The 26,133-nt window shown below is 61.4% G+C and carries 27 protein-coding genes; 22 read left to right on the top strand and 5 right to left on the bottom strand.

The annotated features are described in order from the left end of the window. Nucleotides 1-48 precede the first annotated feature (48 nt). The gene (gcvH, locus tag QMK33_RS18495; RefSeq protein ID WP_283566105.1) at nt 49-429 is read left to right on the top strand and encodes a glycine cleavage system protein GcvH; all 381 of its coding nucleotides are present in this window, start codon (nt 49-51) and stop codon (nt 427-429) included. Between the two features lie 144 nt (nt 430-573). Next, on the top strand, nt 574-2,322 hold the full coding sequence (locus tag QMK33_RS18490) for a VanZ family protein (RefSeq protein WP_283566104.1): 1,749 nt from the start codon (nt 574-576) through the stop codon (nt 2,320-2,322). Between the two features lie 156 nt (nt 2,323-2,478). Here QMK33_RS18490 and QMK33_RS18485 read toward each other — a convergent pair whose 3' ends face one another. After that, nucleotides 2,479-3,021 (bottom strand): hypothetical protein, encoded by a 543-nt coding sequence (locus QMK33_RS18485; protein ID WP_283566103.1) that lies wholly within the window; start codon nt 3,019-3,021, stop codon nt 2,479-2,481. A 323-nt stretch (nt 3,022-3,344) separates the two neighbouring features. Further along, nucleotides 3,345-4,253 carry a YicC/YloC family endoribonuclease gene (locus tag QMK33_RS18480; RefSeq protein WP_283566102.1) on the bottom strand — a complete coding sequence of 303 codons (909 nt, stop codon included), beginning with the start codon at nt 4,251-4,253 and terminating at the stop codon, nt 3,345-3,347. A 738-nt stretch (nt 4,254-4,991) separates the two neighbouring features. Between QMK33_RS18480 and QMK33_RS18475 the strand changes: the two genes are divergently transcribed. The 6 genes from QMK33_RS18475 (at nt 4,992) to QMK33_RS18450 (ending at nt 13,306) form a co-directional block, all read left to right on the top strand. Next, a complete protein-coding gene (locus tag QMK33_RS18475; protein ID WP_283566101.1) occupies nt 4,992-8,423 on the top strand; it encodes a TonB-dependent receptor in 3,432 nt (1,143 codons plus the stop codon). 127 nt (nt 8,424-8,550) lie between these two features. Further along, a complete protein-coding gene (locus QMK33_RS18470) occupies nt 8,551-9,747 on the top strand; it encodes a glycosyltransferase (RefSeq protein ID WP_283566100.1) in 1,197 nt (398 codons plus the stop codon). Between the two features lie 11 nt (nt 9,748-9,758). Then, nucleotides 9,759-10,973, top strand: a complete 1,215-nt coding sequence (locus QMK33_RS18465; protein WP_283566099.1) for a lipopolysaccharide biosynthesis protein — start codon at nt 9,759-9,761, stop codon at nt 10,971-10,973. Then, entirely contained in the window at nt 10,970-11,566 is a 597-nt protein-coding gene (locus QMK33_RS18460) for a PH domain-containing protein (RefSeq protein WP_283566098.1), read from the top strand. Before QMK33_RS18465 ends, QMK33_RS18460 begins: the two co-directional genes overlap by 4 nt. Nucleotides 11,567-11,705: 139 nt before the next feature. Next, complete coding sequence (locus QMK33_RS18455) at nt 11,706-12,524, top strand: alpha/beta fold hydrolase (RefSeq protein ID WP_283566097.1); 819 nt, start codon at nt 11,706-11,708, stop codon at nt 12,522-12,524. Between the two features lie 77 nt (nt 12,525-12,601). Beyond that, nucleotides 12,602-13,306 (top strand): SAM-dependent methyltransferase, encoded by a 705-nt coding sequence (locus QMK33_RS18450; protein ID WP_283566096.1) that lies wholly within the window; start codon nt 12,602-12,604, stop codon nt 13,304-13,306. Between the two features lie 77 nt (nt 13,307-13,383). On the opposite strand, the gene QMK33_RS18445 is transcribed toward QMK33_RS18450, so the two are convergent. Further along, the gene (locus QMK33_RS18445) at nt 13,384-14,103 is read right to left on the bottom strand and encodes a head GIN domain-containing protein (protein WP_283566095.1); all 720 of its coding nucleotides are present in this window, start codon (nt 14,101-14,103) and stop codon (nt 13,384-13,386) included. Between the two features lie 72 nt (nt 14,104-14,175). Continuing rightward, nucleotides 14,176-14,877: a head GIN domain-containing protein gene (locus tag QMK33_RS18440; RefSeq protein ID WP_283566094.1), complete on the bottom strand. Its 702-nt coding sequence runs from the start codon at nt 14,875-14,877 to the stop codon at nt 14,176-14,178. 273 nt (nt 14,878-15,150) lie between these two features. Here QMK33_RS18440 and QMK33_RS18435 point away from each other — a divergent pair, with 273 nt between their 5' ends. Further along, nucleotides 15,151-15,552 carry a hypothetical protein gene (locus QMK33_RS18435; RefSeq protein WP_283566093.1) on the top strand — a complete coding sequence of 134 codons (402 nt, stop codon included), beginning with the start codon at nt 15,151-15,153 and terminating at the stop codon, nt 15,550-15,552. Nucleotides 15,553-15,583: 31 nt separating this feature from the next. Here the strand turns inward: QMK33_RS18435 and QMK33_RS18430 are convergent, their stop codons facing one another. Continuing rightward, on the bottom strand, nt 15,584-16,210 hold the full coding sequence (locus tag QMK33_RS18430; RefSeq protein ID WP_283566092.1) for a sugar transferase: 627 nt from the start codon (nt 16,208-16,210) through the stop codon (nt 15,584-15,586). Nucleotides 16,211-16,394: 184 nt separating this feature from the next. On the opposite strand from QMK33_RS18430, the gene ispE reads away from it, so the two are divergent. The 13 genes from ispE (at nt 16,395) to QMK33_RS18365 (ending at nt 26,133) form a co-directional block, all read left to right on the top strand. Next, complete coding sequence (ispE, locus tag QMK33_RS18425; RefSeq protein WP_283566091.1) at nt 16,395-17,222, top strand: 4-(cytidine 5'-diphospho)-2-C-methyl-D-erythritol kinase; 828 nt, start codon at nt 16,395-16,397, stop codon at nt 17,220-17,222. A 495-nt stretch (nt 17,223-17,717) separates the two neighbouring features. Beyond that, a complete protein-coding gene (locus QMK33_RS18420) occupies nt 17,718-18,458 on the top strand; it encodes a LytR/AlgR family response regulator transcription factor (protein WP_283566090.1) in 741 nt (246 codons plus the stop codon). A gap of 177 nt (nt 18,459-18,635) precedes the next feature. Then, nucleotides 18,636-18,935, top strand: a complete 300-nt coding sequence (locus QMK33_RS18415) for a hypothetical protein (RefSeq protein ID WP_283566089.1) — start codon at nt 18,636-18,638, stop codon at nt 18,933-18,935. Between the two features lie 41 nt (nt 18,936-18,976). Then, entirely contained in the window at nt 18,977-19,270 is a 294-nt protein-coding gene (locus QMK33_RS18410; RefSeq protein WP_283566088.1) for a hypothetical protein, read from the top strand. Nucleotides 19,271-19,504: 234 nt separating this feature from the next. Further along, nucleotides 19,505-19,798, top strand: a complete 294-nt coding sequence (locus QMK33_RS18405) for a hypothetical protein (RefSeq protein WP_283566087.1) — start codon at nt 19,505-19,507, stop codon at nt 19,796-19,798. A 41-nt stretch (nt 19,799-19,839) separates the two neighbouring features. Beyond that, nucleotides 19,840-20,130: a hypothetical protein gene (locus QMK33_RS18400; RefSeq protein ID WP_283566086.1), complete on the top strand. Its 291-nt coding sequence runs from the start codon at nt 19,840-19,842 to the stop codon at nt 20,128-20,130. 59 nt (nt 20,131-20,189) lie between these two features. Beyond that, nucleotides 20,190-20,480: a hypothetical protein gene (locus QMK33_RS18395; protein WP_283566085.1), complete on the top strand. Its 291-nt coding sequence runs from the start codon at nt 20,190-20,192 to the stop codon at nt 20,478-20,480. A gap of 156 nt (nt 20,481-20,636) precedes the next feature. Next, nucleotides 20,637-21,311 carry a DUF5819 family protein gene (locus QMK33_RS18390; RefSeq protein ID WP_283566084.1) on the top strand — a complete coding sequence of 225 codons (675 nt, stop codon included), beginning with the start codon at nt 20,637-20,639 and terminating at the stop codon, nt 21,309-21,311. A 14-nt stretch (nt 21,312-21,325) separates the two neighbouring features. Next, nucleotides 21,326-22,297: an HTTM domain-containing protein gene (locus QMK33_RS18385; protein WP_283566083.1), complete on the top strand. Its 972-nt coding sequence runs from the start codon at nt 21,326-21,328 to the stop codon at nt 22,295-22,297. A gap of 42 nt (nt 22,298-22,339) precedes the next feature. Next, nucleotides 22,340-22,858 carry a hypothetical protein gene (locus tag QMK33_RS18380; protein WP_283566082.1) on the top strand — a complete coding sequence of 173 codons (519 nt, stop codon included), beginning with the start codon at nt 22,340-22,342 and terminating at the stop codon, nt 22,856-22,858. Between the two features lie 60 nt (nt 22,859-22,918). Then, nucleotides 22,919-23,818: an ABC transporter ATP-binding protein gene (locus QMK33_RS18375; protein ID WP_283566081.1), complete on the top strand. Its 900-nt coding sequence runs from the start codon at nt 22,919-22,921 to the stop codon at nt 23,816-23,818. Between the two features lie 21 nt (nt 23,819-23,839). Then, entirely contained in the window at nt 23,840-24,607 is a 768-nt protein-coding gene (locus QMK33_RS18370) for an ABC-2 transporter permease (protein ID WP_283566080.1), read from the top strand. Between the two features lie 83 nt (nt 24,608-24,690). Continuing rightward, complete coding sequence (locus tag QMK33_RS18365) at nt 24,691-26,133, top strand: phytoene desaturase family protein (RefSeq protein ID WP_283566079.1); 1,443 nt, start codon at nt 24,691-24,693, stop codon at nt 26,131-26,133.

Below are 26,133 nucleotides of genomic sequence, written 5' to 3'. Positions count from 1 at the left end.
CATCTCCCCACTGCGGCAAGCTAAAGCTTACCCTACACTCCACTCCCCATGACTATCCCCGCCACCCTGCACTACACCAAGGACCACGAATGGATTAGCCTGGACGGCGACACGGCCACCATCGGCATCACCGACCACGCGCAGCGCGAGCTGGGCGACATTGTGTACGTGGACATCGACACCCTCGACAAGGAGGTGGCCCAGCACGACGTGTTTGGCACCGTGGAGGCCGTAAAAACGGTTTCTGACCTGTTTAGCCCCATCAGCGGCACCGTGCTGGAGGTAAACACCAAGCTTGCCGACTCGCCCGAAACCGTGAACGCCGACCCCTACGGCGAGGGCTGGATTATCAAGATGAAAGTATCCAACCAGGACGAAATTGCTGGCCTGCTGTCGGCCGAGGCCTACGGCGAGCTGATTGGGGCATAATACCCTCTTTGTCTTCAAGTTAAGAACGTCATGCTGAGCTTGCGAAGCATCGCGCTCGCGCCGTTGGACCACTAAACCCAACGGCGCGAGCGCGATATTTCGCAAGCTCAGCATGACGTTCTTTTTTTGTTTAATATATTGGCCATGAGATTTTTAACTCCGCGCTTCTACGGTATCCTCACGCTGCTCTGGGTGGCCATCATGCTGGTGCTCACGCTCACGCCGGCCCAGGAGATGCCGCATACGCCGGAGTGGGAGTTTCTGTCGTTTGACACGGCGGCCCATGCGGGCGTGTTTGCGGTGCTGGCCGGACTGGCGTGGCTGTGGGCGCGGCGGCAGCCGGGGCAGCCCGGCCGCGCCGCCTGGCTGGTGCTGGCGGGCTGCGTCGCGTTCGGCGCACTCATCGAGGGGCTGCAATACGCCATGCACGCCGGCCGCCACGCCGAATGGAGCGACCTGCTCGGCGACAGCCTCGGGGCCGCGCTGGGCTTGGCCCTGGTAGTGGCAGCAGCCGGCCGAACCGGGCGCAGCGCGGCGGCGCTGGCCGTGGGCCTGCTGCTGCTCCCCACCCATAGCCAGGCCCAGGCCGAGCCCAACCTGGCCCGCGCCCGCCGCACCATTGCCGAGCTGGCGGCGGAGAAAATGCACGGCCGCGGCTACGTGCAGCAGGGCGAGCACGTGGCCGCGGCCTACCTGCGCGGCCGGCTGCGGCAACTGGGCTTGCAGCCCCTGGCTTCTGACTATACCCAGCCGTTCACGCTGGATGTGAATACGTTTCCGGGTGAGATAAAACTGACGGTAGGCCCCCTAGGCCGTGCTACTACGCAGCCTGATAAAGAAGTTTATCACTTGAAACCAGGCCTTGATTTTATCGCGGCGCCCGCTTCGAGCGGCACTCGGCAAAATACTAGCTCGGTAGCATTTCGGCTCGACACACTGGTTTTTGCCAGCCATTTCAAACAGCAAGGTCTTCAGCAGCAAATCCGGCAGTGGAATAGTCTCAAGGACAAACTAGGCTCCCCATTTCTTGTGCTGACTGCTCGCGATGAGAAGCGCCTGCCCACCTTGCCGCTATTGGTGCAGCAAACCCTCGACTCTATTCCAAATCGCGTTGTATTACTTCCTAAGCTTACTGCCTCGCTAAACCCAACGCAGAATTCAGCCATTCGCTTGGAAGCTTTAGATAACCCTGCTATCTGGCGGTTGCGGGCACACAATGGCTCAGCAGGCCTACTCAAACTGACCCTTGATGCCCAGCTCATCCACAACTACCCCACCCAAAACCTGGCCGCCATCGTGCGCGGCAGCGCCCAGCCCGACAGCTTCCTGGTAGTATCGGCCCACTACGACCACCTGGGCATGATGGGCCGCAAAACCTATTTCCCCGGCGCTAACGACAACGCCAGCGGCGTGGCCCTGCTGCTGGAGCTGGCCGCCCACTACGCCCGGCCCGAAAACCGGCCCGCCTGTTCGGTAGTATTCCTGCTGTTTGGGGCCGAGGAGGCGGGGCTGGTGGGTTCCACCTACTTTGTGCAGCACCCGCTGGTACCGCTGGCCCGCATCAAGTTTTTGCTGAACCTTGACTTGCTGGGCACTGGTGAAGATGGCGCGACCGTGGTAAACGGCCGCGTGCACGAGGCCGCCTTTCGCCAATTCACGGCCCTCAACGACGCGCACCACTACCTGCCGCGCCTCACCGCCCGCGGCCGGGCCGCCAACTCCGACCACTTCCCGTTTTCGGAGGCGGGCGTGCCGGCCTTTTTTCTGTATACTCGCGGCGGCAGCCTCGCCTACCACGACGTGAACGACCGCCCCGCCGCCCTGTCGCTGGCCGGCTTTGCCGGCGCGTATGGCCTGGCCCGCGATTTTCTCGATGGCCTGGGCGCCCGCTAACCAAACCCCCTGAAACGCAAAAAACCCCGACCTAGTGGCCGGAGTCTTCCGCGTCTGGCGCTACCGGGGCAGCTGATAACATAAGGTAATGATAGGGTACTTCTTACTTGCTAACTGATATCGTCACGGCGTAATCCACAAAGAATAGAACACGGGCTAGCCGTTGGCTTTCAACGAATTCAGAATACGCTTGGCGAGGGGTTCCCACTCCGGCTTCTGGCGGTCGGCGCAGTTGAAGGTGCAGATGAGCAGCTTGCCCTGCACGTCGGTGAAGAACACCAGCGTGTACACTTCGTGGCCCATTTCGGGCTTCATGAACTCCATGAAACCCACCTTGCGGTTGCCCACTTCCTTCACGCCTTCGCTAAACCAAGTGGCCTTGTTGTACTGCTTGTGGTAAGCCTTGGCGAAGTTGTCCTGGTACACCTGCACCATGTCCTGGTCGGCGTCGTTGTCGGAGTAGTTGAAGGCCAGCGACACCAGGTTGTTGTTGGTGAATACCACGCTGGGGCGGCTGCTGGCGTGGGCGTAGGTGAAGTCCATCTGCTGCTCGGTCATCACCTCGAAGCCCTTAGGAATCAGCACCTCTACGCGCTCGCTGAGTACGTGCTTTTTTACCAGTTCAATCTCGGAGGTCGGGCGGGCCGCCATGAGCAGGCTAGCGCAGCTGGTGAGCAGGAAGAGTAGGAGTGTCTTCATGAGAAATTGATAACTGGATTTATGAGGTAAAAGAGAGTATTTCTGTCGTTCTGGGAACTAAGATACATACAAAAGGCAAACGTTGTTCCAAAAATCTACTTATGGCCAACGGCAACTGAAAAATACTATTTATCTGCCGATTATTTAATCTACAATACTGCTGGAAAGAGCTTTAGCATGCTTGCCTTAAACTAAAGCCTATTATCTAATGTGCAACCAGGCTGCGGAAATAATTTTTATTTCCCTGACAAGTGCAAAAAAGCCAAAGAATGGTGCAGCATTTTTTTTATTTCTTTACGTAGACGTAACCTTTTCGGATTGCCCTAAAGAATATTATTTAGCTGCTCCTTGATTTTTTCCAACTCTTCCTTCATGCCCACTACCAAGTGCTGCACGGTGGCATCGTTGGCCTTGGAGCCGATGGTATTGATTTCGCGGCCGATTTCCTGAGCCAGAAAACCCAGCTTCTTGCCGGCGGCATCGTCGGGCTGCCGGGTGGCTAGCTCAAAGTAGTCGAGGTGAGCAGCTAGGCGCACCTTTTCTTCGGCAATGTCCAACTTCTCAATATAATAAAGCACTTCCTGCTCGAAGCGAGTAGCATTAAACTGCTCGTGCTGGGTAAGCTCGGCCAGGTGGGCGGTAAGGCGCTGGCGCACATGGGCCACACGCTGCGGGTCGTGCAGTTCCACGGCGGCCAATTGCTGCCGGATGGTGGCAATGTAGCCCAGTATCTCGTGCTCCAGGGTGCGGCCTTCGTCATGGCGAAACTGCTGCATAGCGGCCAGCGCCTCGGTGAGCAGCGGTTGCAGGTCGGCCCAGGTGGGCTCGTCGGTGCCGGCTTCGGCCTGGCTGGCCTGGGCGGCTTCGGAGGCGGTGGGCACCACGCCGGGCAGGCGCAGGGCGGCTAGCAGCGTGGCCTCGGTTACGGGCAGGCCCATACCCTTGGCAATGGCTTGCAGCTCGTGAAAGGCAGCGCGCAGGGCAGGCTGGTTGAGGGTGGGCGCGGCGGCCGTGCTAGCCGGGCGGCTGTAATCGAAGTTAAAATTGACCTTGCCACGCAGCAGCGCTTTGGTGATTTGCTGGCGGATTTCTGGCTCGTGGGCTTGCAGAAAGCGCGGCAGGCGCAGGGTGAGGTCGAGGGTTTTGGAGTTAAGCGAGCGCAGCTCGGCCGTAGCGGTGTAGCGGTTAGTTTCGCGGTGGGCCTGGCCGAAGCCGGTCATGGAGAGCAACATAAAGTACTGGTAAGCCGGCCGAGCCAGCTGCGAGAGTGTAACAAAGAAACTACGACGGGCGCATCTTAAAAACGCAAAATGGCCCAACTGCGGGTAGGGCCCGACGAGCGGGCCTGGAAACCACCCGAATGTGCGGCGGCAGCCCCAGGAAAAGGGCGGCAAGGATGGGCCGGCCGGCCAGTAATGTACGGCATAACGCCAGGGTTATGCTGCCCTAAGCAGGAGCCCGGCACCTCTACCGCATCAAAAATCTATGGCAGTCTATTGCGCATCTTATTGATTATCTTCAATTTATCAGTTGCTGCGGTTGCCTATGCCCAGCAAGAAGCCGTGTTGGGGATGGTAATGGGCGAAGGTGCCATTGGGGGCCACCATGTTGGTAACAGGCACTGGGCAGACCGACCCGCGCCACTCTGGTCACCGTGCGTACCGTCGATTTGCTGGGCCGCCCGGTAGCCACCGTGTCCGCTGGCAGCTAGCTGGCTGCCGGCTGCTAGCTGGCCCCGGTTACCACCCAGGAAACCACCCGGCAGGTGCGCCTTGTGGCGGCCAGATAAGGCCGGAGCCTGGGGATTGCCTACCTGTTTTTTGGACTTTTCGCCCGCTTGCTGAATAAGCGACTCATTACGGCAGTGTTACGGAGAAAGCTGATTGCCAATGATTTGATAACCGCGCACCTGACCATAGGGTGAAGAAGCAGGGGGACCTTTGCGCTCGCATTGGCCTAACCCCCTTTTTATGCGCACTCTTACCAGTAACCGAACCGCCTCGCGGCTGGCCATTTTATTTCTCCTGTTGCTGCTGGCGAAGTTCGCCTCGGCCCAGGTTACGACCTCGTCGCTCAGTGGCAAAATCATTTCTGATAAGAATGAAGAGCTGATTGGCGTGACCGTGGTGGCCACCAACGTGCCCACCGGCACCAAGCGCGGCACGGCCACCGAGCCCGACGGCCGCTTCACCATCCCCAACCTGGCCCCTGGTGGGCCTTATTCGGTTACGGTTACCTACGTTGGCTATAAAGAGCAGGTAATCAACAACATATTTCTCACGCTGGGCAACACCACCAAGCTCAACCTGACCCTCGCCGCCGAGGCCCAGGCCCTGAACGAAGTAGTGGTAGTGGGCAGCAACCAGGCCACCAAAACCGGGGCCGGTACCAACGTGGGCCGCGAGGCGTTGCAGCAGCTGCCCACCATTTCGCGCAGCATCCAGGACTTTACCCGCCTCGACCCGCGCAACTCGGGTAACTCGTTTGCGGGCAGCTCGTTCCGCTACAACAACATTACCCTCGATGGCGCCGTGAACAACGACGCCATTGGTTTTTCGCCCTCTTTGGGTGGGCAGGGCGGCACCAGCGGCCTGCCGGGCGGCTCGGCCCGCTCCAACCCCATCTCGCTCGATGCCATTCAGGAAATTCAGGCCTCGGTGGCGCCGTATGATGTGAAGCTGGGCAACTTCACGGGCGGCTCCATCAACGCCGTGACGCGCTCGGGCACCAACGATTTTCACGGCTCCCTCTACGGCTTTGGGCGCAACCAAAGCATTACGGGCAAGAGCGTGGACGGGGCCGATTCCAAAATCGGCTCGGCCTACCACGACTACCAAACGGGCTTCCGCCTGGGCGGGCCGATTATCAAGAACAAGCTGTTTTTCTTCGTGAACGGCGAGCTGGCCCGCCGCACCGAGCCCCAGTTTTACGGCGCGGGCGCGCCCGGCTCTACCGTCACCACCGACCTGGCCCAGGCCATTGCCACCAAGCTGCAAACCACCTACGGCTACAACGTGGGCGACTACGGCAACTACAACATCTACGCCAACAGCAACAAGGTGTTTGGCCGCCTCGACTGGAACCTGAACGACAAAACCAGCATTGCGCTGCGCCACAACTACATCAAGGCCGAAGCCACCAACCTGGAGCGCTCGGGCAGCCTGTTTAAGTTTGGCTCGCAGGACTTTACCCAGAACAACATCCAGAACTCGACGGTGCTGGAGGTGAAGTCGAACTTTTCGAGCCGCTTTGCCAACAACCTAATTCTGGGCTACACCAACATTCATGACTACCGCAACCTGCTGGGCGGGCAGGCCAACCTGTTTCCGTCGGTGCAGATAAACGGGGTGGGCACCACCCCGGGCACCCTGGGGACGAGCAGCTACTACGCCGGCCCCAACCAGATTTTGCTGGGCTCTGACCGCGAGGCCAGCATCTTCAACACCCGCCAGAAAACGTACGAGCTCACCGACAACTTCACGTTTTACACCGGCGCGCACGCCCTCACGCTGGGCACGCACAACGAGTTCTACCACATCGACTACGGCTTCATCAACTCCTGGAACGGCCGCATCGAGTACAACAACGTGAACGACTTTCTGGCCGACCGGCCCAACCGCATCCGGGGCACGTACAACAATGGTACTGTGGGCGATAACTCGTACCAGTATAACTACAACAACCCGTCGGCCGCGTTCAACATCAACTTCTACAGCGCCTACTTGCAGGACGAGTGGACCATCAGCGACCGCCTGAAAATCACGCCCGGCCTGCGCTTCGATATTGCCTCGCTGCCCACCAAGCCGGCCCTGAACTCGGCCCTGGTGAACAACCCGCAGAACGACGCCCGCACCCTGAACCAGACCTACGCCCACACCGCCTGGCAGCAGCTCGACAACGGCTACCTGGGCCAGCTGCAAGTGTCGCCCCGCCTGGGCTTCAACTACGATGTGAAGGGCGACGGCTCGCTGGTGGTGCGCGGCGGCTCGGGCATCTTCACCGGCCGCGTGCCGTTTGCCTGGTTTGGCTACGCTTATTACAACAACGGCGTAAACTTCAACTCGGTGGATGTGAACAGCATCCGGACTTCGCCCGACCCGCTGGTGAACAAGCCGTACCTGCTCAACGCCGACCCCAACCAGATTTACAGCCAGCTCCAGCCGTCGGCCTACAACCCCAACAACCTGAAGGCCGGCACCACGGAGGTGAACCTGATTGACAACAACTTCAAGATGCCGCAGGTGTGGCGCTCGTCGCTGGCCCTCGATTTCAAGCTGCCCACCGGCACCCGCTTCTCGGTAGAAGGCCTGTACACGAAGACCATCTACGACGTGAAGTTTGAGAACATCAACCTGGCCGACAACGTGAGCTACTTCGACGGCGGACCCAAGCTTACCCCTACTACCCCCACCGGCCCCAACCTGAGCCCGCGCTACTCGGCCGCCGCGTTTGGTACCAAGGTCAACTCGAATTTCTCCAACGCCTTTTACCTCACCAACACCAGCCAGGGCTACCGCTACCAGCTCACGGGCTCGGTGGGCCAGCGCGTGGCCAACCTGCTCGACGTGAACGCCGCCTACACCTACGGCCAGAGCCGCGACATCAGCAACGGCATCCGCAACTCGCCCCAGAGCAACTGGGAGCTGAACCCGGCCCTGAACGTGAACGACCCGGCTTTGTCGTACTCCAACTTCGACCTGCGCCACCGCGTGGTAGCCAGCCTCAACCTGCACAAATCGACCCGCGACGGCCGCTTCACCGGCTACTTCACCTCGGTGCTGACCTACGCTAGCGGCTCGCCCTTTACGTGGGTGTACAACAACAACTTTCTGGGCAATGGCCAGCAGAACGTGCAGCTGGCCTACATCCCGACCTCTACGGCTGATATCGTGCTCGTGTCGCGGGCCAGCAGCGCGGCCGCTTATACCGCCGAAAACAACGGCCCGCAGTACGCCGCCCTCAACAGCTTCCTCAGCAACGACTCCTACCTGAGCACCCGCCGCGGCCAGTACGCCGAGCGCAACGGCGGCCGCACGCCCTGGAACAACCAGGCCGATATCCGCCTGATGGTGGAGGCCAAGCTGGGCAAGCTCGACGCCAACGCCGCCGGCGTCACTCCTACCGGCCACAGCATCCAGGTATCGCTCGACATCGTAAACTTCGGTAACTTCCTGAACAGCAGCTGGGGCCGCCAGTACTTCGTGCCCAACACGTTTAACTCGACCCTGGGCACCGGCCTCACGCAAGTGGCCTACGCCGACGGGGCGGGCAACATCGCCGCCGCCTACACCGCCGCGCAGTACAACCGCCCGGCCTTCACCTTTGGCACGCCCGCCACCTACTCCATCGACCAGCTGGCCTCGCGCTGGCAGGGGCAGCTGGGCGTGCGGTATTCGTTCTAAACATCTTTCACACGGCGGCTACTGCTTAGTCGCTTTGGTAAAGCTCGCCCTGCCTGGGGCGAGCTTTACTTTTGTAGGGTGGTGACGTGGTTTTTATCGGTCAACCAGTCGCTATCAGTCACTACTCTTGAGAATCCTGCACCTGCCCAAGTGGTACCCGCACCGCTACGACGACCAGGATGGCGACTTCGTGGCCCGGCACATCGCGGCCATTGCCCGGCAGCCGGGCATTGCCTCGGCGGTGGTGTTTGCGGCCGTGGCGCGGGGGCCGCTGCCGGCCCTTATTGCCGAAGACCACGACCTGCGCGGGCCGGTGCCCACCTGGCGCTACTACTACCGCGCCCGCCCCACCGGCCTGGCCCCGCTCGATAAGCTGCTGAAGCTGGGGCTGTGGCTGTGGTGCCAGCGGCGGGGGCTACGGGCGGTGCGCCGCCACTGGGCCGGCCAGCGGCCCCACGTAGTGCACGCTCACGTGCTGCTGCGCACGGGCCTGCTGGCCTGGGCGCTGGGCGCGGCCTGGCGCGTGCCCTACCTGCTTACGGAGCACTGGACGCTGTACCTGCCACCGCGGGCGGCGGGCATTCCGGCGTGGCGGCGCGGGCTCACGCGGGCCGTGGTGCGCCGGGCGGGCGCGCTGCACACGGTGTCGCGGGCGCTGGCCGATGCGCTGGCGAGGCTGGGAGCGCGGGCCCCACGCACCGCCGTTATTGCTAACGTAGTGGATATCAATATTTTCTACCCAAGCCTTACTGCTGACCCTGGGCCGGCGCGCCGGCTGCTGCACGTGGCCGCTTTTCACGATGACATCAAGAACCTGGCGGGGGTGCTGCGGGTGGTGGCGGGGCTGCGCGCCACCTGGCCCGGCCTGCGGCTGCGCGTGGCCGGCTACGGCCCCGACGAAACCAAGCTGCGCGCCTACGCCACCGGGCTCGGCCTGCTGGCCGATGGTACCGTGCAATGGCTGGGTAAGCTGCCCCACGTAGCCGTGGCCGATGAGATGCGGCAAGCCACGGCGCTGGTGTCGTTCAGCCGGGCCGAAACCTTTGGCGTGGTGCTGCTGGAGGCGCGGGCCAGCGGCCGGCCCGTGGTGGCCACCCGCGTGGGCGGCGTGCCCGAGCTGTTTGAGCCCGCCGGGGCCTTTGGGCTACTGGTAGCGGCCGACGATGAGGCTGCCCTGGCCGCCGCGCTTGCGGCCGTGCTAGGCGGCACTATTGCCTTTGACCCCGCCCGCCTGCGGGCCGATGCGGCGGTGCGGTGCGGGCCGGCGGCGGTGGGGGTGGCGTTTGGGCAGCTCTATCAACAGCTTCTTTCCGGCGAGGTTTGATGTTGCGGCGCGTGGCACATCATTTCGTGGCCCGGCTGGGCGGGGCCGTGGGCAGCCTGGCCGTCGTGTGGCTCACGGCGCGCTACCTGGGGGCCGCGGGGCGCGGGCAGGTGAGCCTGTTTGTGACCGACACGGCGGCCCTGTTGCTGTTTACGGGGCTGCTGGGCGGCTCGTCGCTCATTTACCTGGTGCCGCGCCGCAACGTGTGGCACCTGCTGGCCCCGGCCTACGGCTGGGCGCTGCTGGTGTGCGCACTAGGTGCCACCGTGGCCGGCGCGCTACGCGGGGGCGGCTGGCCCTACGGCTTAAACCTGGCGGCCCTGGCGGGGCTGCAAGCGCTGTTATCCATCAACTTATCGTTGCTGCTGGGGCGCGGGCACGAGCGGCTATTCAACCTGCTCACTACGGGGCAGGTGGGGCTGCTGGCGGCGGCCCTGGCGGCGCTGCTGGCGCTGGGCTACCGCACGGTGCCCGTGTTTTACTACGCCAGCTACCTGGCCTATGGGCTGCCGCTACTGCTGAGCGCCGCCCGGCTGTGGCAACTGCCCGACGTGCGCCGGGGCCGCCGCCAGCGGCGGCGCGCCACCGCCCGCGAGCTAGCCCGACACAGCCGGGGCGCGCATTTTTCCAATATCATCGTTTTTGCCAACTACCGCCTGGGCTACTACGTGGTGGCCTACCTGCTGGGCACGCCGGCACTGGGAGTGCTGTCGGTGGGCGTGGCTGTGGCCGAGGGCCTGTGGCTGATTGCCCGCAGCACCTCGCTTATTCAGTACGTGGCGCTGGTGCGCACGCCGGCGGCCGGCCAGGGCGGGGCCGGCCGCACTATGGGGCGCATGGGGCTGGCAGTGCTGGGGCTCACGGCGCTGGGCGCGGCGGTGCTGGCGGCCGTGCCGGCTGGCTGGCTGGCTGGCACATTTGGGCCCGCCTTTGCGGCGGCGCGGCCGGTGCTGTGGGCACTGGCCCCCGGCATTGTGGCCAACGCGGGCGTGAACCTGGTGAGCACGTACTTTGCGGCGCAGGCCCGCTACGGCATCAACAACCGGGCGGCGGGGCTGGGGCTACTGGTGGTGCTGCCGCTTACGGTGGGGCTGGTGCCGCACTTGGGCATTGTGGGGGCGGCACTGGCCATGTCGGCCTCGTACCTGGCCAGCGCCGGCTATCTTTTCTGGCAGCTGCGGGGCCACCTGGCTGCCGCGCGCACCGCCCACCCTTCCACCCTATGAATGTTCTCCGCTCGCTGCTCGAAGCCGCCATAACGATGGTGGTATTGCTGGGTCTGGCGCGCTGGGCGCTGGGGTTTTTTGGCAAAAAAACCACGGTGTACCGCGCCACCCCGGCCCGGCAGCTAGCCCTGCTCACCTGGCCGCTGCTGGCGGTGGGCACCGGCCTGGCCACCGCTGCACCGGGCCTGGTGGCCACTACATCTGCTGAGCACTGGCTGGCCTGGGGCCTGCTGCTGGCGGTGCTGGCGCTGGCCGCGCCTGCGCTGGCGCTGCACCTGCGCTACTACACGCTCAACGCGGCTACCACGCTGGTATTTGACCCGCTCGAAGGCCGCCTGCAAGTGGCTTTGGATGAGGCACTTGCCTACGACCCCGCCCGCCAGGGCTGGCCCGGCCCCGAGGCCGTGGAGTGGGGTCGCTGCCGCTGGCCCGGCGTGTTCTGGCGGCGCTACGAGTACCTGCGCCTCCCGCTGCCGCAGGGCGATATTATTCTTACCTCTTTGATAATCAGTGATATGCATACGCTGGTGCGCTACCTGCGCCACTTCGGCGTAGTGGTAGTGGAGCGCCGCCGGGGCTGGGCCTGGGTGTGAGGTGAATGGAGAAGTTGAACCTACTTGGGTTTTATCAGCATGACGTTCTTTTTAGCTTTTACAAACCCTAAATAGCTTCTTCCCTTCCGCTCAATTCAGCGTTTTTCCTTCAAAATTCTTTATTTTTTATTTTCCAAAAATGTCTCTCTTACACTTTATCGAGCAGGGCGAGCCTACGGCTACGCCGCTCGTCATTTTGCACGGCCTGTTTGGCACCCTCGACAACTGGCAGACGCTGGCCCGCCGCTGGGCCGAAGAGGCCGGGCTGCGGGTTATTTCCGTCGATTTGCGCAACCACGGGCGCTCGTTTCACTCGCCCGAGCACAGCTACGCTCTCATGGCTACCGATGTGCTGGCCGTGCTCGACCACCTGGCCCTCGACCCGGCGCGCCTCACGGTGATGGGCCACAGCATGGGCGGCAAGGTGGCCATGTGCCTGGCCCTGGGCTACCCCGAGCGCCTGGCCCAGCTCATTGTGATGGACATCGCCCCGCGCTTTTCCGACATGGAGCACCAGGACGATATTATTGCCGGCTTACAGGCCGTGGACCTGGCCAGCATCCAAACCCGGCAGCAGGCCGAGGCGGCGCTCACGCCCCTCATTCCGCAGCCCGGCGTGCGGCAGTTTTTGCTCAAAAACCTGTACCGCACCGACGATAACTCCTTTGCCTGGCGCATCAACCTGCCCGCGCTGGTGGCCAACCTGGTGGCCGTGGGCGAGGAAATCACTTCGGCCCAGCCATTTCTCAAGCCTACGCTGTTTGTGCGGGGCGGCAAGTCCAATTACATCACGGCCGAGGATAAGCTGCACGGTATTCCGGCCCTTTTCCCCAACTCGCAGGTAGCCACCGTGGCCGACGCCGGCCACTGGCTGCACGCCGAAAAGCCCGAAGAGGTATTTGACCTGGTGAGGAACTTCGTTTTGATGAGCAGCTCGCGACCATTAAGCAATAACTAATTGATAATCAATTAGTTATTGCTTAATGGTCGTGCAGACTACTACTGCCTGCTACCTATTGACTGACCCTTAAAACGATGCTTTATTTAATTCCCACGCCGCTGGCCGAGGATACTGCGCCGCAGGTGCTGCCGCCGCAGGTGGTGGCCACCGTGGCCCGGCTGACCTACTTTCTGGTCGAAAACCTGCGCACCGCCCGCCGCTTCGTGAAGGAGGTGGCCCCGCACCGCGTTATCGAAGAAATTCGCTTCGTGCTGATTGACAAAGACAGCACGCCCGCCCAGGTAAAAGCCGCCCTGGAGCCCCTGGTAAAAGAAAAGCTGGAGGCCGGCGTGCTCTCCGAGGCCGGCTGCCCCGGCATTGCCGACCCCGGCGCGGCGCTGGCCCAGGAGGCCCACCGCCTAGGGCTGCCGGTGCGCCCGCTGGTGGGGCCATCGTCCATTTTGCTGGCCCTCATGGGCTCGGGGCTCAATGGGCAGCGGTTTGCGTTTCACGGGTACTTGCCCATTGAAAAGGGGGCCCGCATTGCGGCCATCAAGTCTCTGGAAAAAGAAGCTTTCCAGCGCGACCAAAGCCAGTTGTGCATCGAAACACCCTACCGCAACGACCAGTTATTCAGCGACTTGTTGGCCCACCTGGCACCCGGCACCCGCCTCTGCGTAGCCACCGACCTCACCGCACCCACCGAGTACCTGCGCACCTTATCGGTGGCCGAGTGGCGCCGCCTGCCCGCGCTCCCCGCCCTGCACAAGCGCCCAGCCGTATTCGCCTGGGGGAAGTAGTAAATGAGTAGCTGAGTAAATGAGCAATGTCTTCCAGGTAACAGGTGGCATTACTCATTTACTCGGCTACTCATTTACTATTTGCCGCTCACGCTGCCGCCGCCGCTCACGGTTTTGGTGAGCTCGGGCGAGCCGATGTAGCGGATGTTGGCGCCGCCGGTGGCTTCGGCCATCAGCACTTCGCGCACGGCCAGCTTGGCGGTGCTGCCGCTGCTGGCTTCTATCTGGCTGCGGTTGGTTTGCAGGGCGGTGCCGTCGAAGGTAGAGCCGCTGCTGAGGCGCAGGTCGAAGCGCGGAGCCTGGCCGCTGAGGGCCACGGCGCTGCCGCTGCTTTGGCGCACGATAAGCACACCCACGTTGACCTCGCCCCGCAGGCTGGCTCCCGACGATACATCGAGTTGAAAATCGGGGGCGGCGTAGGGGCCGGTGGCCGTTACGGTGGCCCCGCTGTTGGCCAGCAGAGACGTGAGCTGGTCGGCCGTGACGGTTACGCGCAGCTTTTTATCGAGCCGGGCCAGTTTCTTATCCTTGCGCTCGCGCTCACTTTCGTCCAGGTCTTCGTACTTGATACTGAGCACGCCGCCCACCACCTTCGTGATGATGTGGTCGCGCAGGTCGGCGGTGAGGGCGCTGGCTTGCACTTGCTGGGCCGAGCCGCCGGTGAGCTCCAGGGCAATGCCCGTGCCCACGGTAATGGCGTGAAACTTCTCGACGGGACGCGCCTGAGGCTCCAGTTGGGCCAGGGCCGGGGCGGCGGCCAGCAGCCCCAGCAGGGCCGATACTACATACTTCTTCATAGCAAAACGCGGAAAAGTGAACCGCTAAGGGGGTTACGCCCACAAAGGAATGGGATTTTGGCCTAGCCGCCGCTACTTACCGCTCACGCTACCGCCGCTGCTGGTGCGCTTGGTAAGCGCCGGGGCGCCGTAGTAGCGCACGCTGCCGCCGCTGCTGGCTTCGGCCACGAGGTCTTCCTTCACGGCGATGCGTACCGAGCTGCCGCTGCTGGCTTCGGCGCGGCAGTGGTCGGTGTAGAGCTTTTCGCCGTCAAACGTGGCGCCGCTGCTGGCATCGAGGTCGAGGCGGGCGGCGCGGCCGCTGAGGTCGATGGTGCTGCCGCTGCTTTGGTGCACGGTGAGGGCCGCCGTGGCCACATCGGCTTTCACGGCCGCACCCGACGACACATCGAGCCGAAATTCCTGGGCCGCCGCAAAGTTGCCGCTCGTGCGCACCGTCGAGCCGCTGTTGGCCGTGAGGGCCTGGAGCTGGTCGGCCGTAACGCTGGCCCGCAGCTGCTTGTTGGTGCGGTCGCGGTTGTGGCGGTCGTCGGGGTTTTTGTAGCGCAGCGTGAGCACGCCGTTTGCCACGGTGGTTTCGATGCGGTCGCGGTACTCGGCGGCGCTGGCGCTCACCTCTACCCGCTGCGTCGGGCCGGCTGTGAGCACCAGCTCGATACCCGTGCCCACGTTGATGGCGGTGAAAGCGGCCACCGGGCGCACTTGCGAATTTTGGGCTAGGGCGGGCACCAGGGCCAGTAGCCACAGCAGGGCAGCGAGGAGGAGATTTTTCATGGGAGGTACTGAAAAACAGGGAGTTGATGCGGTGGGTACCGGGCCCGCTGGCCGTTCGTTACGGGCTACTTCAAAAATACTGCGCACTAACCCCTAATAAGCATCTAACCAGCTAAATGCAGCTGGTACTGTAGCGGTTGCCTGGCCTGTGCCAGTTGCGGCGCGCCGGGCCGGGCCACTGCTTACCAGGTATTTATACCTAGCATGTTTATGCTATTGCGCACTAGCTACTTAGCAACGGACCTTTGCCCCATACCCTATCTCTTTCTGACTATGAACAAGCTTTCCTATTTGCCGCAAGGCGCTGTCCTTCTCTGCTTGCTGCTGGCTCACCAGAGCCACAGCACTCCCTCGGGGCTAACGCGCCCGGGGGTTGCGCCCACTCACACGGCCGGCGGGGCCGGCGAGGCCGGCGAGGTCACTGCGCCGCTGGTGCTGGTACCCAACGGCACGCCCGGCTGGCTGTCGCTGGTGGGCGAGCTGCCCACCACGGCCCCGCTCACGGCCGATGTGCTGGGCGCGGGCACCAGCCCGGTGGCCAGCCACACTTGGCGGGGGCTGCCAGGCGGCCGCGTGCAACTGGCGCTCAACCTGCGCAGCCTACCCGCCGGGGCCTACCGGTTGCGCCTGAGTCAAAACGGCCAGCAGTGGCAGTTGCCCCTGGCCGTGAAGTAAGGCCGGGCGGCTATTTCGGAGCGCAGCCTTGCTACCTGCTGGTGCCATCCTTTGGCGGCGCACTGCCGCGAAAGGGTGGCATTGTGGCTTCGCCGGCGGCCGCAATGCCGCGGCGGCCCAGCACCCGCCCCGCCGTGCGCCACAAGATGCGCAGGTCGAGCCCCAGGCTTTCGTGGTCCACGTACCAGGCATCGAGGGCAAATTTTTCTTCCCAACCAATGGCGTTGCGGCCATTTACCTGGGCCCAGCCCGTGAGGCCGGGCCGCACCAGGTGCCGCCGGGCCTGGGCAGGCGAGTACAGGGGCAAGTACTGCGGCAGCAGCGGCCGGGGGCCCACCAGGCTCATATCGCCGCGCACAATATTCCAAAGCTGCGGTAGTTCATCGAGCGAAGTAGCTCGCAGCCACCCACCTACCGGCGGCAAGCGCTGGGCATCGGGCAGCAGCTGGCCGGTGGCCGGGTCGTGGGCGCTGGTCATGGTTTGGAGCTTGTACAGGCCAAACAGCCGGCCGCCCAGCCCCGGCCGCTGCTGCCTGAACAGCCAGGCCCCGCCGTTTTGGCGGGCCACCAGCACCGCCCCCAGCGCCAGCAGCGGCGCGGTGAGCACCACCAGCGGCAGGGCCACGGCCAGGTCGAGCAGGCGCTTGCCAGGGTACATGCAGTAATGGGTGATGGGTGATGGGTAGTAAAGAACGTCATGCTGAACGCAGGGAAGCAGCTCGCGTGGGGTAGCAACTCCATCGTTAGCTTCCGCTGACCTTCGCTTCAACGAGGCAAGTGAGCTGCTTCCCTGCGTTCAGCATGACGTTCTTTACTACTCACTACCTATTACCCACTACCCATTGCTCACCTTCCCCAACGCCAAGCTCAACCTGGGCCTTTACGTGACAGCGCGGCGGCCCGATGGCTACCACGAGTTGGAAACCGTGTTTTTACCCCTGCCCTGGGCCGATGTGCTAGAGGTACTGCCCGCCCCCAAGGGCCAGGTGGCCAGCGACCTCACCCTCACCGGCCGGCCTATTCCCGGCGACGTGGCTACCAACCTGTGCCTGCAGGCGTACCAGCTTCTGAAAGCTGATTTCCCCGCCCTGCCCGCCGCGCAGCTACACCTGCATAAAATAGTACCCATCGGCGCGGGGCTGGGCGGCGGCTCGGCCGATGCGGCGTTTGCGCTGCGGGCCATCGGCGAGGTGTTTGGGCTGGGCTTGTCTACCGAGGCGCTGGAAGGCTACGCGCGCCAACTAGGGGCCGACTGCGCCTTTTTCATCCAGAATACGCCCCGGCTGGCGCGTGGCAAGGGCGACGTTTTCGAACCTATTGAGTTGAATTTGAAAGGCATAGCCTGCGTGGTAGTTTATCCGGGGCTGCACATTAGCACGGCGCAGGCGTTTGCGGGCATTGTGCCGCAGGCACCGGCCCAGCCCCTGCGGGCGGCCCTGGCGCAGCCCCTGGCCACATGGCGCCACACGGTCAGCAACGACTTCGAAGCTTCCCTGGCTCCCACGCACCCGGTGCTGGCCGAAATTAAGCAGCAGCTTTACGAGGCGGGCGCAGCCTACGCTAGCCTATCGGGTTCTGGCTCAGCAGTGTATGGGCTATTTGCCGATGCAGAAGCCCCTGCCCTACCTTGGCCCAGTGAGTATTTGGTGTGGCGTGGTCTTCTAGGATAATCTACTCATAGCCTATTAGTTAACTCCGTTTTCAGGCCAGCATAAGCGCGGTAGCCCAAGCTAAGCAGCGTACGCTGGCCTGCCATTGGCTGTGAGTGGAAGGGTAAGCTGCGCACCCGCTGGCGGCTACTGCGCAGCCCCTTCGAGCCCGCACCAAGCAATAGCCCTTTTTTTTATTCACGATACCGGGTGGCTACCGGGCCGTGCGTCGTGTGGTGGGGAGGGGTGTCGCTGCTTAGCAACGCTACCCGGCAGCAGCGGCAGCTGCTGGGCGCTGCAATTGCACTACTAAGCTAGTTTGGTACTGCTAATAGCTAAGGTGGTGTACTTTACAACAAGGGAGTGGGGATAGGTAGATAGGTTTGTTGCAAGCAATGCGAAAGGCAGCGTAGCCCGCCCCGTTGCGCTCGGCAGTAGTGGCAGCAGTCTCGACTTGAGTACGCTCAGGCTCCGTCTGCTAGCCCACGCAGCACCTACCCTTCACGCCTGACTTTTATGCACAAGATTCTGATTGCAGAAGATGAGTTGCTGCTCGCTGCAGAAACTGAGCGCGCAGTAGTACGCCTCGGGCACCTGCCGGTCGGTCCTGTGCAGGATTGTAGCCAGGTGCGGGCCCTGCTTGCTACCAATACCATTGAGTTGGTCCTGATGAATGTCAGCGTTGCCGGAGGATGCCATGGAATTGCAACAGCGTTGCATGTATGCAGCCTATTTGCTACGCCGATACTATTTCTAACCACTCCCAGCGCCTCCAGCATTCTGCAACATATCCGGGCAGCGCAGCCAGCCGTGTTCCTGGTCAAACCCTACACCGATTCTTCGCTTCGGGCCGCGCTGGAGTTGGCAATGAGTAAATCTCAGCCGGCTTTTTTGGCCCAGCAGCGAGCCGTTCCCACACTTCCCAAGGCTGTACCAGCTGGGTTTAGCCAGTTCATTTTTGTTCGAAAGGGTAGTGAGCATGTAAAGCTATTTTTAAAGGATATTTTATACATAGAATCATTCCAAAACTACGTGCGCGTCTACACCGATACCGATAATTTCGTTGTCGATTCTACACTCAAAAATTTTGGCCAGAAGCTACCGGACTACTTCCTCAGAACGCACCGTTCTTATATAGTTAATTTAGATAACATTAAATCGTATCAAGAGAGCTCTGTAGTGCTTGGCCGCTATCAAATCCCGGTTAGTCGCTCGTGCCAGGAGGAATTAAGAATCCGCATTAATGTATTGAGGTAGCCAGCCAGCAGTCTGGCAGAGTGCCACACTACCAGGCTTCTACTGCTACCTTTTCGCAACTCGCGGGGTATGCGCGCAGTTCACCAGCTATTTTTTACCACTCGTCAGATTATCTGGCGGCGGGCCATTTTATGTGCGCTACTTGCGGGGCATCCACCTTAACCCCCCTTTTCAAACATGAAGAGATTGCACAAAATCCGCCGCCTGCTAGCTGTTATGCTGCTGTGCACCGGCCTGTTCGGGTTGGCCTCGGTCAACAACACCGCCCTGGGCGCATCTACGCAGGGCACCGCCCCTACGGGCTCGTCCGAAACCATGGTTGTAGCTGCCTGGGGCTACAACATCGGATACTTTTTTGGCGTGATTGCGGCGGCAGCTGGCATTTGCTCGCCGCAAGTTGAAACCGCCAACATGAGCACTGACCAGCTCGCCGCTGCCCGCTACCAAGCGGCGGATTTTTCCTCATTCGATAAGTAGCCACGTCCAGCGCCGACCTGCTCATCACTAATTTCTTTTCTATGCAGTCTCTCTCTCATTTTTCAAAAGCCCTTACCGTGGGCGTAGTAGCCAGCCTATTGGTGCTGGCTTCGGCCAACAACCAGGTTGCATTAGGCGCGGCGCGCGCTACCTCCATGCCGGTAGGCATTACCGCCGTAGCCCAGGAATCAGGCTTTTGGGCCGACTTCCTGGCGGGCTTCCGCGCCGCCCTCAACCAAGTGGGCGTTACCGAATCGCAGGAGCAGCACACGCTGGTAGCCATGGAGCACTACCAAAGCGCTGACTTTTCGCAGTTCGACGGCGCCCCGATGTAGTAAAGGCGCCGATTGCACTGCCTTGGTATAAGCTTACCCTTTTTGCGCCCGAGCGACTTGCACCCCGCCATTCAAATGGCCATTTGACGGATTGTCAGCTAGTTGTGCGGCTTTGGCCGGAGGGATTTGTATAGCAGCTCCGCTTTCCAGCCTTGTGGCTAAAAAAGCGAGTTGACTGCGGTGCATTTCGGCGCCCATACTCTTTTTAATCAATCAGTTAAATATTCCTCATTCATGAAAAACCTACGCAAATTCCGTCGTTTTCTCTCCGTATCCCTACTGTGTACCGGCCTGTTCGGGATGGCTTCGGCTAACACGCCGGTACTGGGTGCCGCTATCAATAGCGCTGCTCCTGCCGGCGGTGCCGACAATATGGTGGCGGCAGAGTATGCCTATAATATTGGCTACATCATTGGGGCGCTGCTCAACCTGGCGGGCTATGCCCCCCAAGCGGAGGCGCAGCTTAGCAATAGTACGCAGCTGCCGGTGGCCAAGTACCAGGCTACCGACTTTTCGACTTTCGACTAGTCTCAACTGCTTTCTTCTCGCGTTCAATTACTTAGCTTCTCATGAAATCCCTTTTCCGTTTTTCGAAAGCCCTCACCATGGGCACCCTGGCTACCCTACTGCTGGTAGCCGCCACCAGCAACCAGGCAGCCTTGGGCGCGGCCAATACCGCGGCCGCAGCCAAAGGGCAGCACACGATGCTAGCTTCTAGCCAGCAGCAGGAGCAGTACATCCAGATAGGGGGCGTACTGATAGGAGAACCCGTCTTGTGGGGTATGATAGGTCAGACTACCACTGCAACGCAGGTGGTAGCCGCCAATTACCACACAACTGACTTCTCAGCCTTCGACTAAGTAGCGGCAAGTACTTTTTTAAATTCATTTCAACTTACTTACTTTCAAATACTTACTTCATGAAAATTTTCTCCCGTTTTTCGAAGGCCCTGAGTGCGGGCGCCCTGGCTGCCGTACTGCTGGTAGCTTCTTCCGGCAACCAGGTGGCACTAGGCGCGGCCAATGCCACTACCGCTACCGTTCCCACGACAACCACTTCGATGCAAGCCCAAATGTGGTGGGCCGCCATCACCGGCGATTTTGTTCAGGGCATTGTCGATGGGCTGCAACGCTCGCCGCAGTTCAGCGAGCAGAATACGCTGGTGGCCATGCAGCACTACCAAAGCACCGACTTCTCGACTTTCGACTAAGCCGGGCTGGCCTTTGGGGTCAGCCAACCGCGCTTAAAACAACCACTCAACACTAGCCAGGAAATGCCCGTGCGCCCTGCCCACTGCCTTGCAGGATGCGCGGGCATTTTTCCCGGCGTCTCCTACGCCTTTTCCACTAGTTAATTTTTTTGCTTTATGAAAACAGCCATTAACTTATTTTTTGGCACCCTGCTGGCAGCCCACTTTCTGGTTATTGCTTTTTCCCTGTTGCCTGACAACCCGATTAAGCACCAGTACAAGTATGAGATGGCGCGCTACACGACCCCGCTATTTCAGCAAAACTGGAATTTGTTTGCTCCCAACCCCGTCAGCTCCAACTGGACGGTGAAATACCAGTACCAGGTGTACCGCCACGGCCAGCTGTACACCACGAGCTGGCTCGATGTGGTGACGCCGCTCGTGTACGCCAAGCGCACCTCCTTCTGGTCGCCCGTGCAGCGGGTACTCAAGCACATGTCGTCGGGCATTATGGACATTATGGAGTTCAACCGCAAGTTCAAGGAGTTGACGGCGGAGAACGACACGCTCAAAAACAACCCGGCCAAGCTCGACCGCTTCTATGGCCGGGCACTACGCGAGTGCTCGGGGCACAATGCACTGGTGCAGTACTCGCAGTTTGTGTATGCCCGCATGGCCCTGCCGGCGGCGTTCCAATCACCCGATTCGGTAGCTTTTCGCTACGACATCCAGTGCGCCTACTTCCCTCGGTTTTCTAAACGCAACCTCGATTACTTTGACACCAAAAACTACACTTACTCGCAGATTATGAGCCGGCGCTACACGCTGCTCACCACCCGTCCTGCTCACTAAGTCCTTGCTTTTCCATGAAAAATTCTCCCGATTCCCACACCATCGGCTTATCCATTTACCGGGTAATCCTGTCGTTCCTGGTCATCAAGAACATGATTTTTTACTATGGCACGGCCGACGAGATGTTCGGGGCCGATACGATGGTAAATTATCAGCTCTACCACCAGATTATCAACCGCAGTGTACTGGCCTGGCTCGAATATCCTTTCCAGCTACCCTATGCAGCCAAGGCCTACATTTTCCTGGTGTTCGTGCTGGCTTTTCTATTCTTGTTTGGTATCTATAAGCGGGTGGTGGGCACCCTGTTTTGCCTGTCGCTGATGGTGCTTAATCTGCGGAATAATTTTATTCTGGATGGCTCCGACAACGTGATGCAGGTGACGCTGCCCTTCTTGGTGCTGGCGCACTCCTACAACTACTTCGTCTATGATGTGCGCCTGCGGGCGCTCGATGGTCTGCAGCGCAACCGCTGGGTGGCTCTATTTACCTCGACCGGCGCTACCTGGGCCGCGCGGGCCCTCATGATTCAGGTCTGCTTTATCTATTTTTTCACGGCCATTGCCAAAATGCAGGGCTCGATGTGGCTCAATGGCACGGCTACCTACTACACCATGCGGGTTGAGGAGTTTCGGCAAACGGCCTGGAATATTCCCCTCACCAACAACCACTACTTCGTGGTACTGAGCACTTACTTCACGGTACTCTGGGAATTGTCTTTTGCCTTTCTGGTGTGGTTTCGCAGAACCCGGCTGCTGGTACTGCTGTGTGGAGTAGCGCTGCACGTAGGCATCTGGTTTTTCATGCGCATCGATAACTTCTCGTGGATTATGATTGGTACCTACTTCGTGTTCGTCACGAACCAGGAATACCGCCTGGGTGCCCGCGCCTTCGACCGCGCCCGGCTGCTGGTGCGCTCGTGGCTGAAGCCTCGCCAGCCCGCAGCGCTGGCTGCCGAGGTCGAAGCCACCCCCCTCATTTCAGAGTAGCGGCCCCTGGTCGCCAGCCTGTTTTTTACTTCTCCTCTCGTCATGAAAAAAATCTTTATTCCCATCCTGCTGCCGCAAGCACTGCTGGCCGCCCTGGTCCTACTCGTGGGCATGTACGGCATTGGCTACTCTTGGATAGAAGATGGCGCTTGCAGCTCCATTCACGCGTCGCTGCTCTCCATCGTGCCGGGGCTCGTGGCCCTGCTGGTAACGGTGGTTGTGGGCAGCCACGCCTACTGCCAGGCCGCCGCCACCGAGCCGGCCATACCAAAGAAGTACGTTTTAGTAGCCCTGGCAGCACTCACGATTGGCCTAGCCTTTTCGCTCGATTACTGCTTTTTTACCCTGGCCGACAGCTCGTTGCCGGAGGCCTACGCCAGCGGAATGCGCGCTATGCTAAGCGGCAGCACGATGGTGGTGCCAGATGCAGAGTTGCTGCAATTTGCCAAAACGCCGTTTTTCTCGCAAAACCTTGGCATTAATTGCATTAGTGTGGTGCTCGGGTATATCATTGCGTTGCCGGTGGCCCAGGCCTTGCTCAAGCGGCCCCAGTTTGCCTAGTCGGTCACGTTTTTTTTATTCTTGCCCTTGCCAGCGGCAAGTCAGCCAAGCGCTTTCGCCATGTATGTTCTCGAAGTAGAAAACCTTACCAAGCGGTATGGCAGCCGGTTGGCCCTGCAAGACCTGACGATGCGTGTGCCGCAGGGCAGCGTGTTTGGGCTGCTGGGCCCCAATGGCGGCGGCAAAACAACCACCCTGGGCATTGCCCTGGGCGTGCTGCGCGCTACCAGCGGCACGGTGCGCTGGTTTGGGCAAGCCCCTACGGCGGCCAGCCGCCGGCGCATCGGCACGCTGCTGGAAACCCCCAATTTTTACCCCTACCTCACGGCCCGCCAAAACCTGCACCAAACGGCCGCTATCAAGCGCGTGGCACCGACCGCCATTGATGCGGCGCTGGCGGCTACCGGCCTGGCCGAGCGGCAGCACGACCGTTTTCAGGGGTTTTCCTTGGGCATGAAACAGCGCCTGGCGCTGGCCGCCGCGCTGCTGGGCCAGCCCGAGGTGCTGGTGCTCGACGAGCCCACCAATGGCCTCGACCCCCAAGGCATTGTCGAAATTCGGGAGCTTATCCGCAGCCTGGCCGCGCGGGGCACTACCATCCTCATTGCCAGCCACCTGCTCGACGAGATAGAGAAGATATGCACGCACGTCGCCATCCTCAGCCGGGGCCAGCTCAGGGCCAGCGGCCTGGTAGCCGACCTGCTGGCCCCGACCAGCCGCACGGTGCTGCGCCCGGCCGCCGCTACCTCGGGCCAGCGGGTGCTTGCGGCCCTGGCCGCGCTGCCGTGGGTGAGCGCGGTGCGTAGCGACCCCGATGGCAGCATCAGCTTTCACCTGGCGCCCGGCCACGATACCGGCCAGCTCAACGAGCAGCTCTTCCGGCACGGCCTTGTAGCGGCCGAGCTGCACACGGTGCGCCAAACCCTGGAAACAGAATTCCTGAGCCTGGTGGCCGATTAACTATTCTCTTTGCTTTTCCTTATGCTACCTGCCCTCCAACTCGAATTTCAGAAGCTCCGGCACTACCCCACCGCCCGCATTATTCTGGGCCTGTACGCGGCACTGTTTTTATTCGCGGTAGTTACCATTTATGGCACCAGACACGCCGGGGGGCTGCCGCCAGCGCAGGTTTATGCGTTTCCGACACTCTGGGCCAAGCTGGCTACTACCGGGGCGGGCTGCACGGTGCTACTCGTTGTCTTGTTTATTATTCTGGTCACGGATGATTTTCAGTACCGCACCCTTCGGCAGCAGTTTATCGACGGTGCCACCCACGGGCAGCTCATCGGCTTTAAGATTGCCGCGTCGGTACTGCTGGCAGGCGCTGGGCTGGTAGTGCTGCTGGCCATTGGCCTGGGGCTGGGCAGCTGGTACGCGGCCGGCACCTGGCAGCTGGCCCCTGCGCAGGGCGCGCCCGTGCTGCTGGCTGGCTTGCAAACGCTGGGCTTTATGGCCCTGGCCGGCCTGGTGGCCATTGGCGTGCGCAAGGGTGGGCTCAGTATTCTGCTGTTTGTGCTCTACCTGTTTGTAGTAGAGCCACTGCTGCGCAGCCAGCTGCCGGCAGCCGTGGGGCATTGGCTACCCTGCCGGGTATTTCTCGACCTCACCCCCGACCCCAGCCACCAGCTGCCGGCCAGCGCTGGCCCCGGCCTACTGAGCCATGCACTACCCCTGGTGCTGGTAGCCTTGCTTTACATGGCCGCCTGCTGGGGCCTGAGCTACTGGCTGCTACGGCGGCGCGACTTATAGCCCTTTGCGAAGGCAGCAGCCAGCCTTTGTGGCTCGGGCAATCATTATTTCCCCGGGCGGCGTGCACGCCACCCAACACTACTATGACTACTAACACACGCCCGCCCTGGGACACGGTCATTATCGGCTCGGGGCCCAATGGCTTGAGCGCGGGCATTTACCTGGCTTCCAAGGGCTTGCGTGTATTAATTCTGGAAGCCGCCGACTCCCTGAGCGCGGGCACCCGCACCCAGGAGCTGACGCTACCCGGCTACCTGCACGATGTGGGCTCGGCAGTGCACCCCATGGCTTATTTATCGCCGTACTTCAAAACGCTGGGGCTGGAGAAGCACGGCCTGGAATGGGTAATTCCGGAGGCTTCCGTGGCCCATCCGCTGGACCACGAGGAGGCGGTGCTGCTTACCAAGTCGGTGGCGGCCACGGCGCAGAACCTGGGCGGGGATGCCGCTAACTACCAGGAGCTGGTGCAGCCGTTCGCAGCCCGCATCGAAGACCTGCTGGCCGACACCCTGAAGCCGCTGGGAATGCCGCGCAGCCCGTTGCTACTGGCCCGGTTTGGCCTGAAAGCGGCCTTGCCAGCCACGCTTTTTGCCAAGGCTTTTTTCAAAAGTGAGCGCGCCCGCGCGCTGTTTGCGGGCTGCGCGGCCCACAGCGTACTACCGCTCGACAAGGTATTTACCTCGGCCGTTGGCCTGCTTTTTTTGGTAACCGGCCACGCCGAGAACTGGGCTTTCCCGAAGGGCGGCGCGCAGCATATTGCCCAGGCGCTAGCGGCCTGCTTCACTGGGCTGGGCGGAGAAATTATCTTCTCGAAACGCATTACCAGATTCGAGGAATTACCACCGGCCAAAACGTATTTATTTGATACTGACCCCTTGCAGCTGGCCAGCATTGCGCGGCAGCAGCTACCGGCTGCCTATTGCCAGCGCTTGGCGCGCTACCGCTTTGGCCCAGGCATTTTTAAGATTGACTACGCCCTGGCCGGGCCCATACCCTGGCAAGACCCCCGGTGCCTGCAAGCCTCGACGGTGCACGTAGGAGGCACCTTTGCTGAAATTGCCCAAAGCGAAAAAGCGGCCTGGACCGGGCAGCACGCCAACAAGCCCTTTGTGATGCTCTGCCAGCAAAGCCAGTTTGATGCCACCCGTGCGCCCCACGGCAAGCACACGGGCTGGGCCTACTGCCATGTGCCGGCTGGCTCGACCAAGGATATGACTCCCCTCATAGAAAGCCAGATTGAGCGCTTCGCGCCGGGCTTCCGCGACGTGGTAGTGGCCCGGCGCTCCATGAATACCCGCGACCTGTGCGCCTACAACCCCAACTACGTAGGCGGTGCCATCACCGGGGGCGCCGCCGATATCTGGCAGCTCTTTACCCGCCCCGTAGCCCGCCCCAATCCGTATAGCACGCCCAACCCAGCCCTCTTTATCTGCTCCGCTTCTACCCCGCCGGGCGGGGGCGTGCATGGCATGTGTGGCTACTACGCAGCCCAAAGCATCGCCAAAAGGCTAGGCGTACAGGAATAA

Source organism: Hymenobacter sp. H14-R3 (assembly GCF_030063445.1).
In the GTDB taxonomy this organism is placed as follows: Bacteria; Bacteroidota; Bacteroidia; order Cytophagales; family Hymenobacteraceae; genus Hymenobacter.
This window is presented reverse-complemented; position numbering and strand designations above follow the sequence as displayed.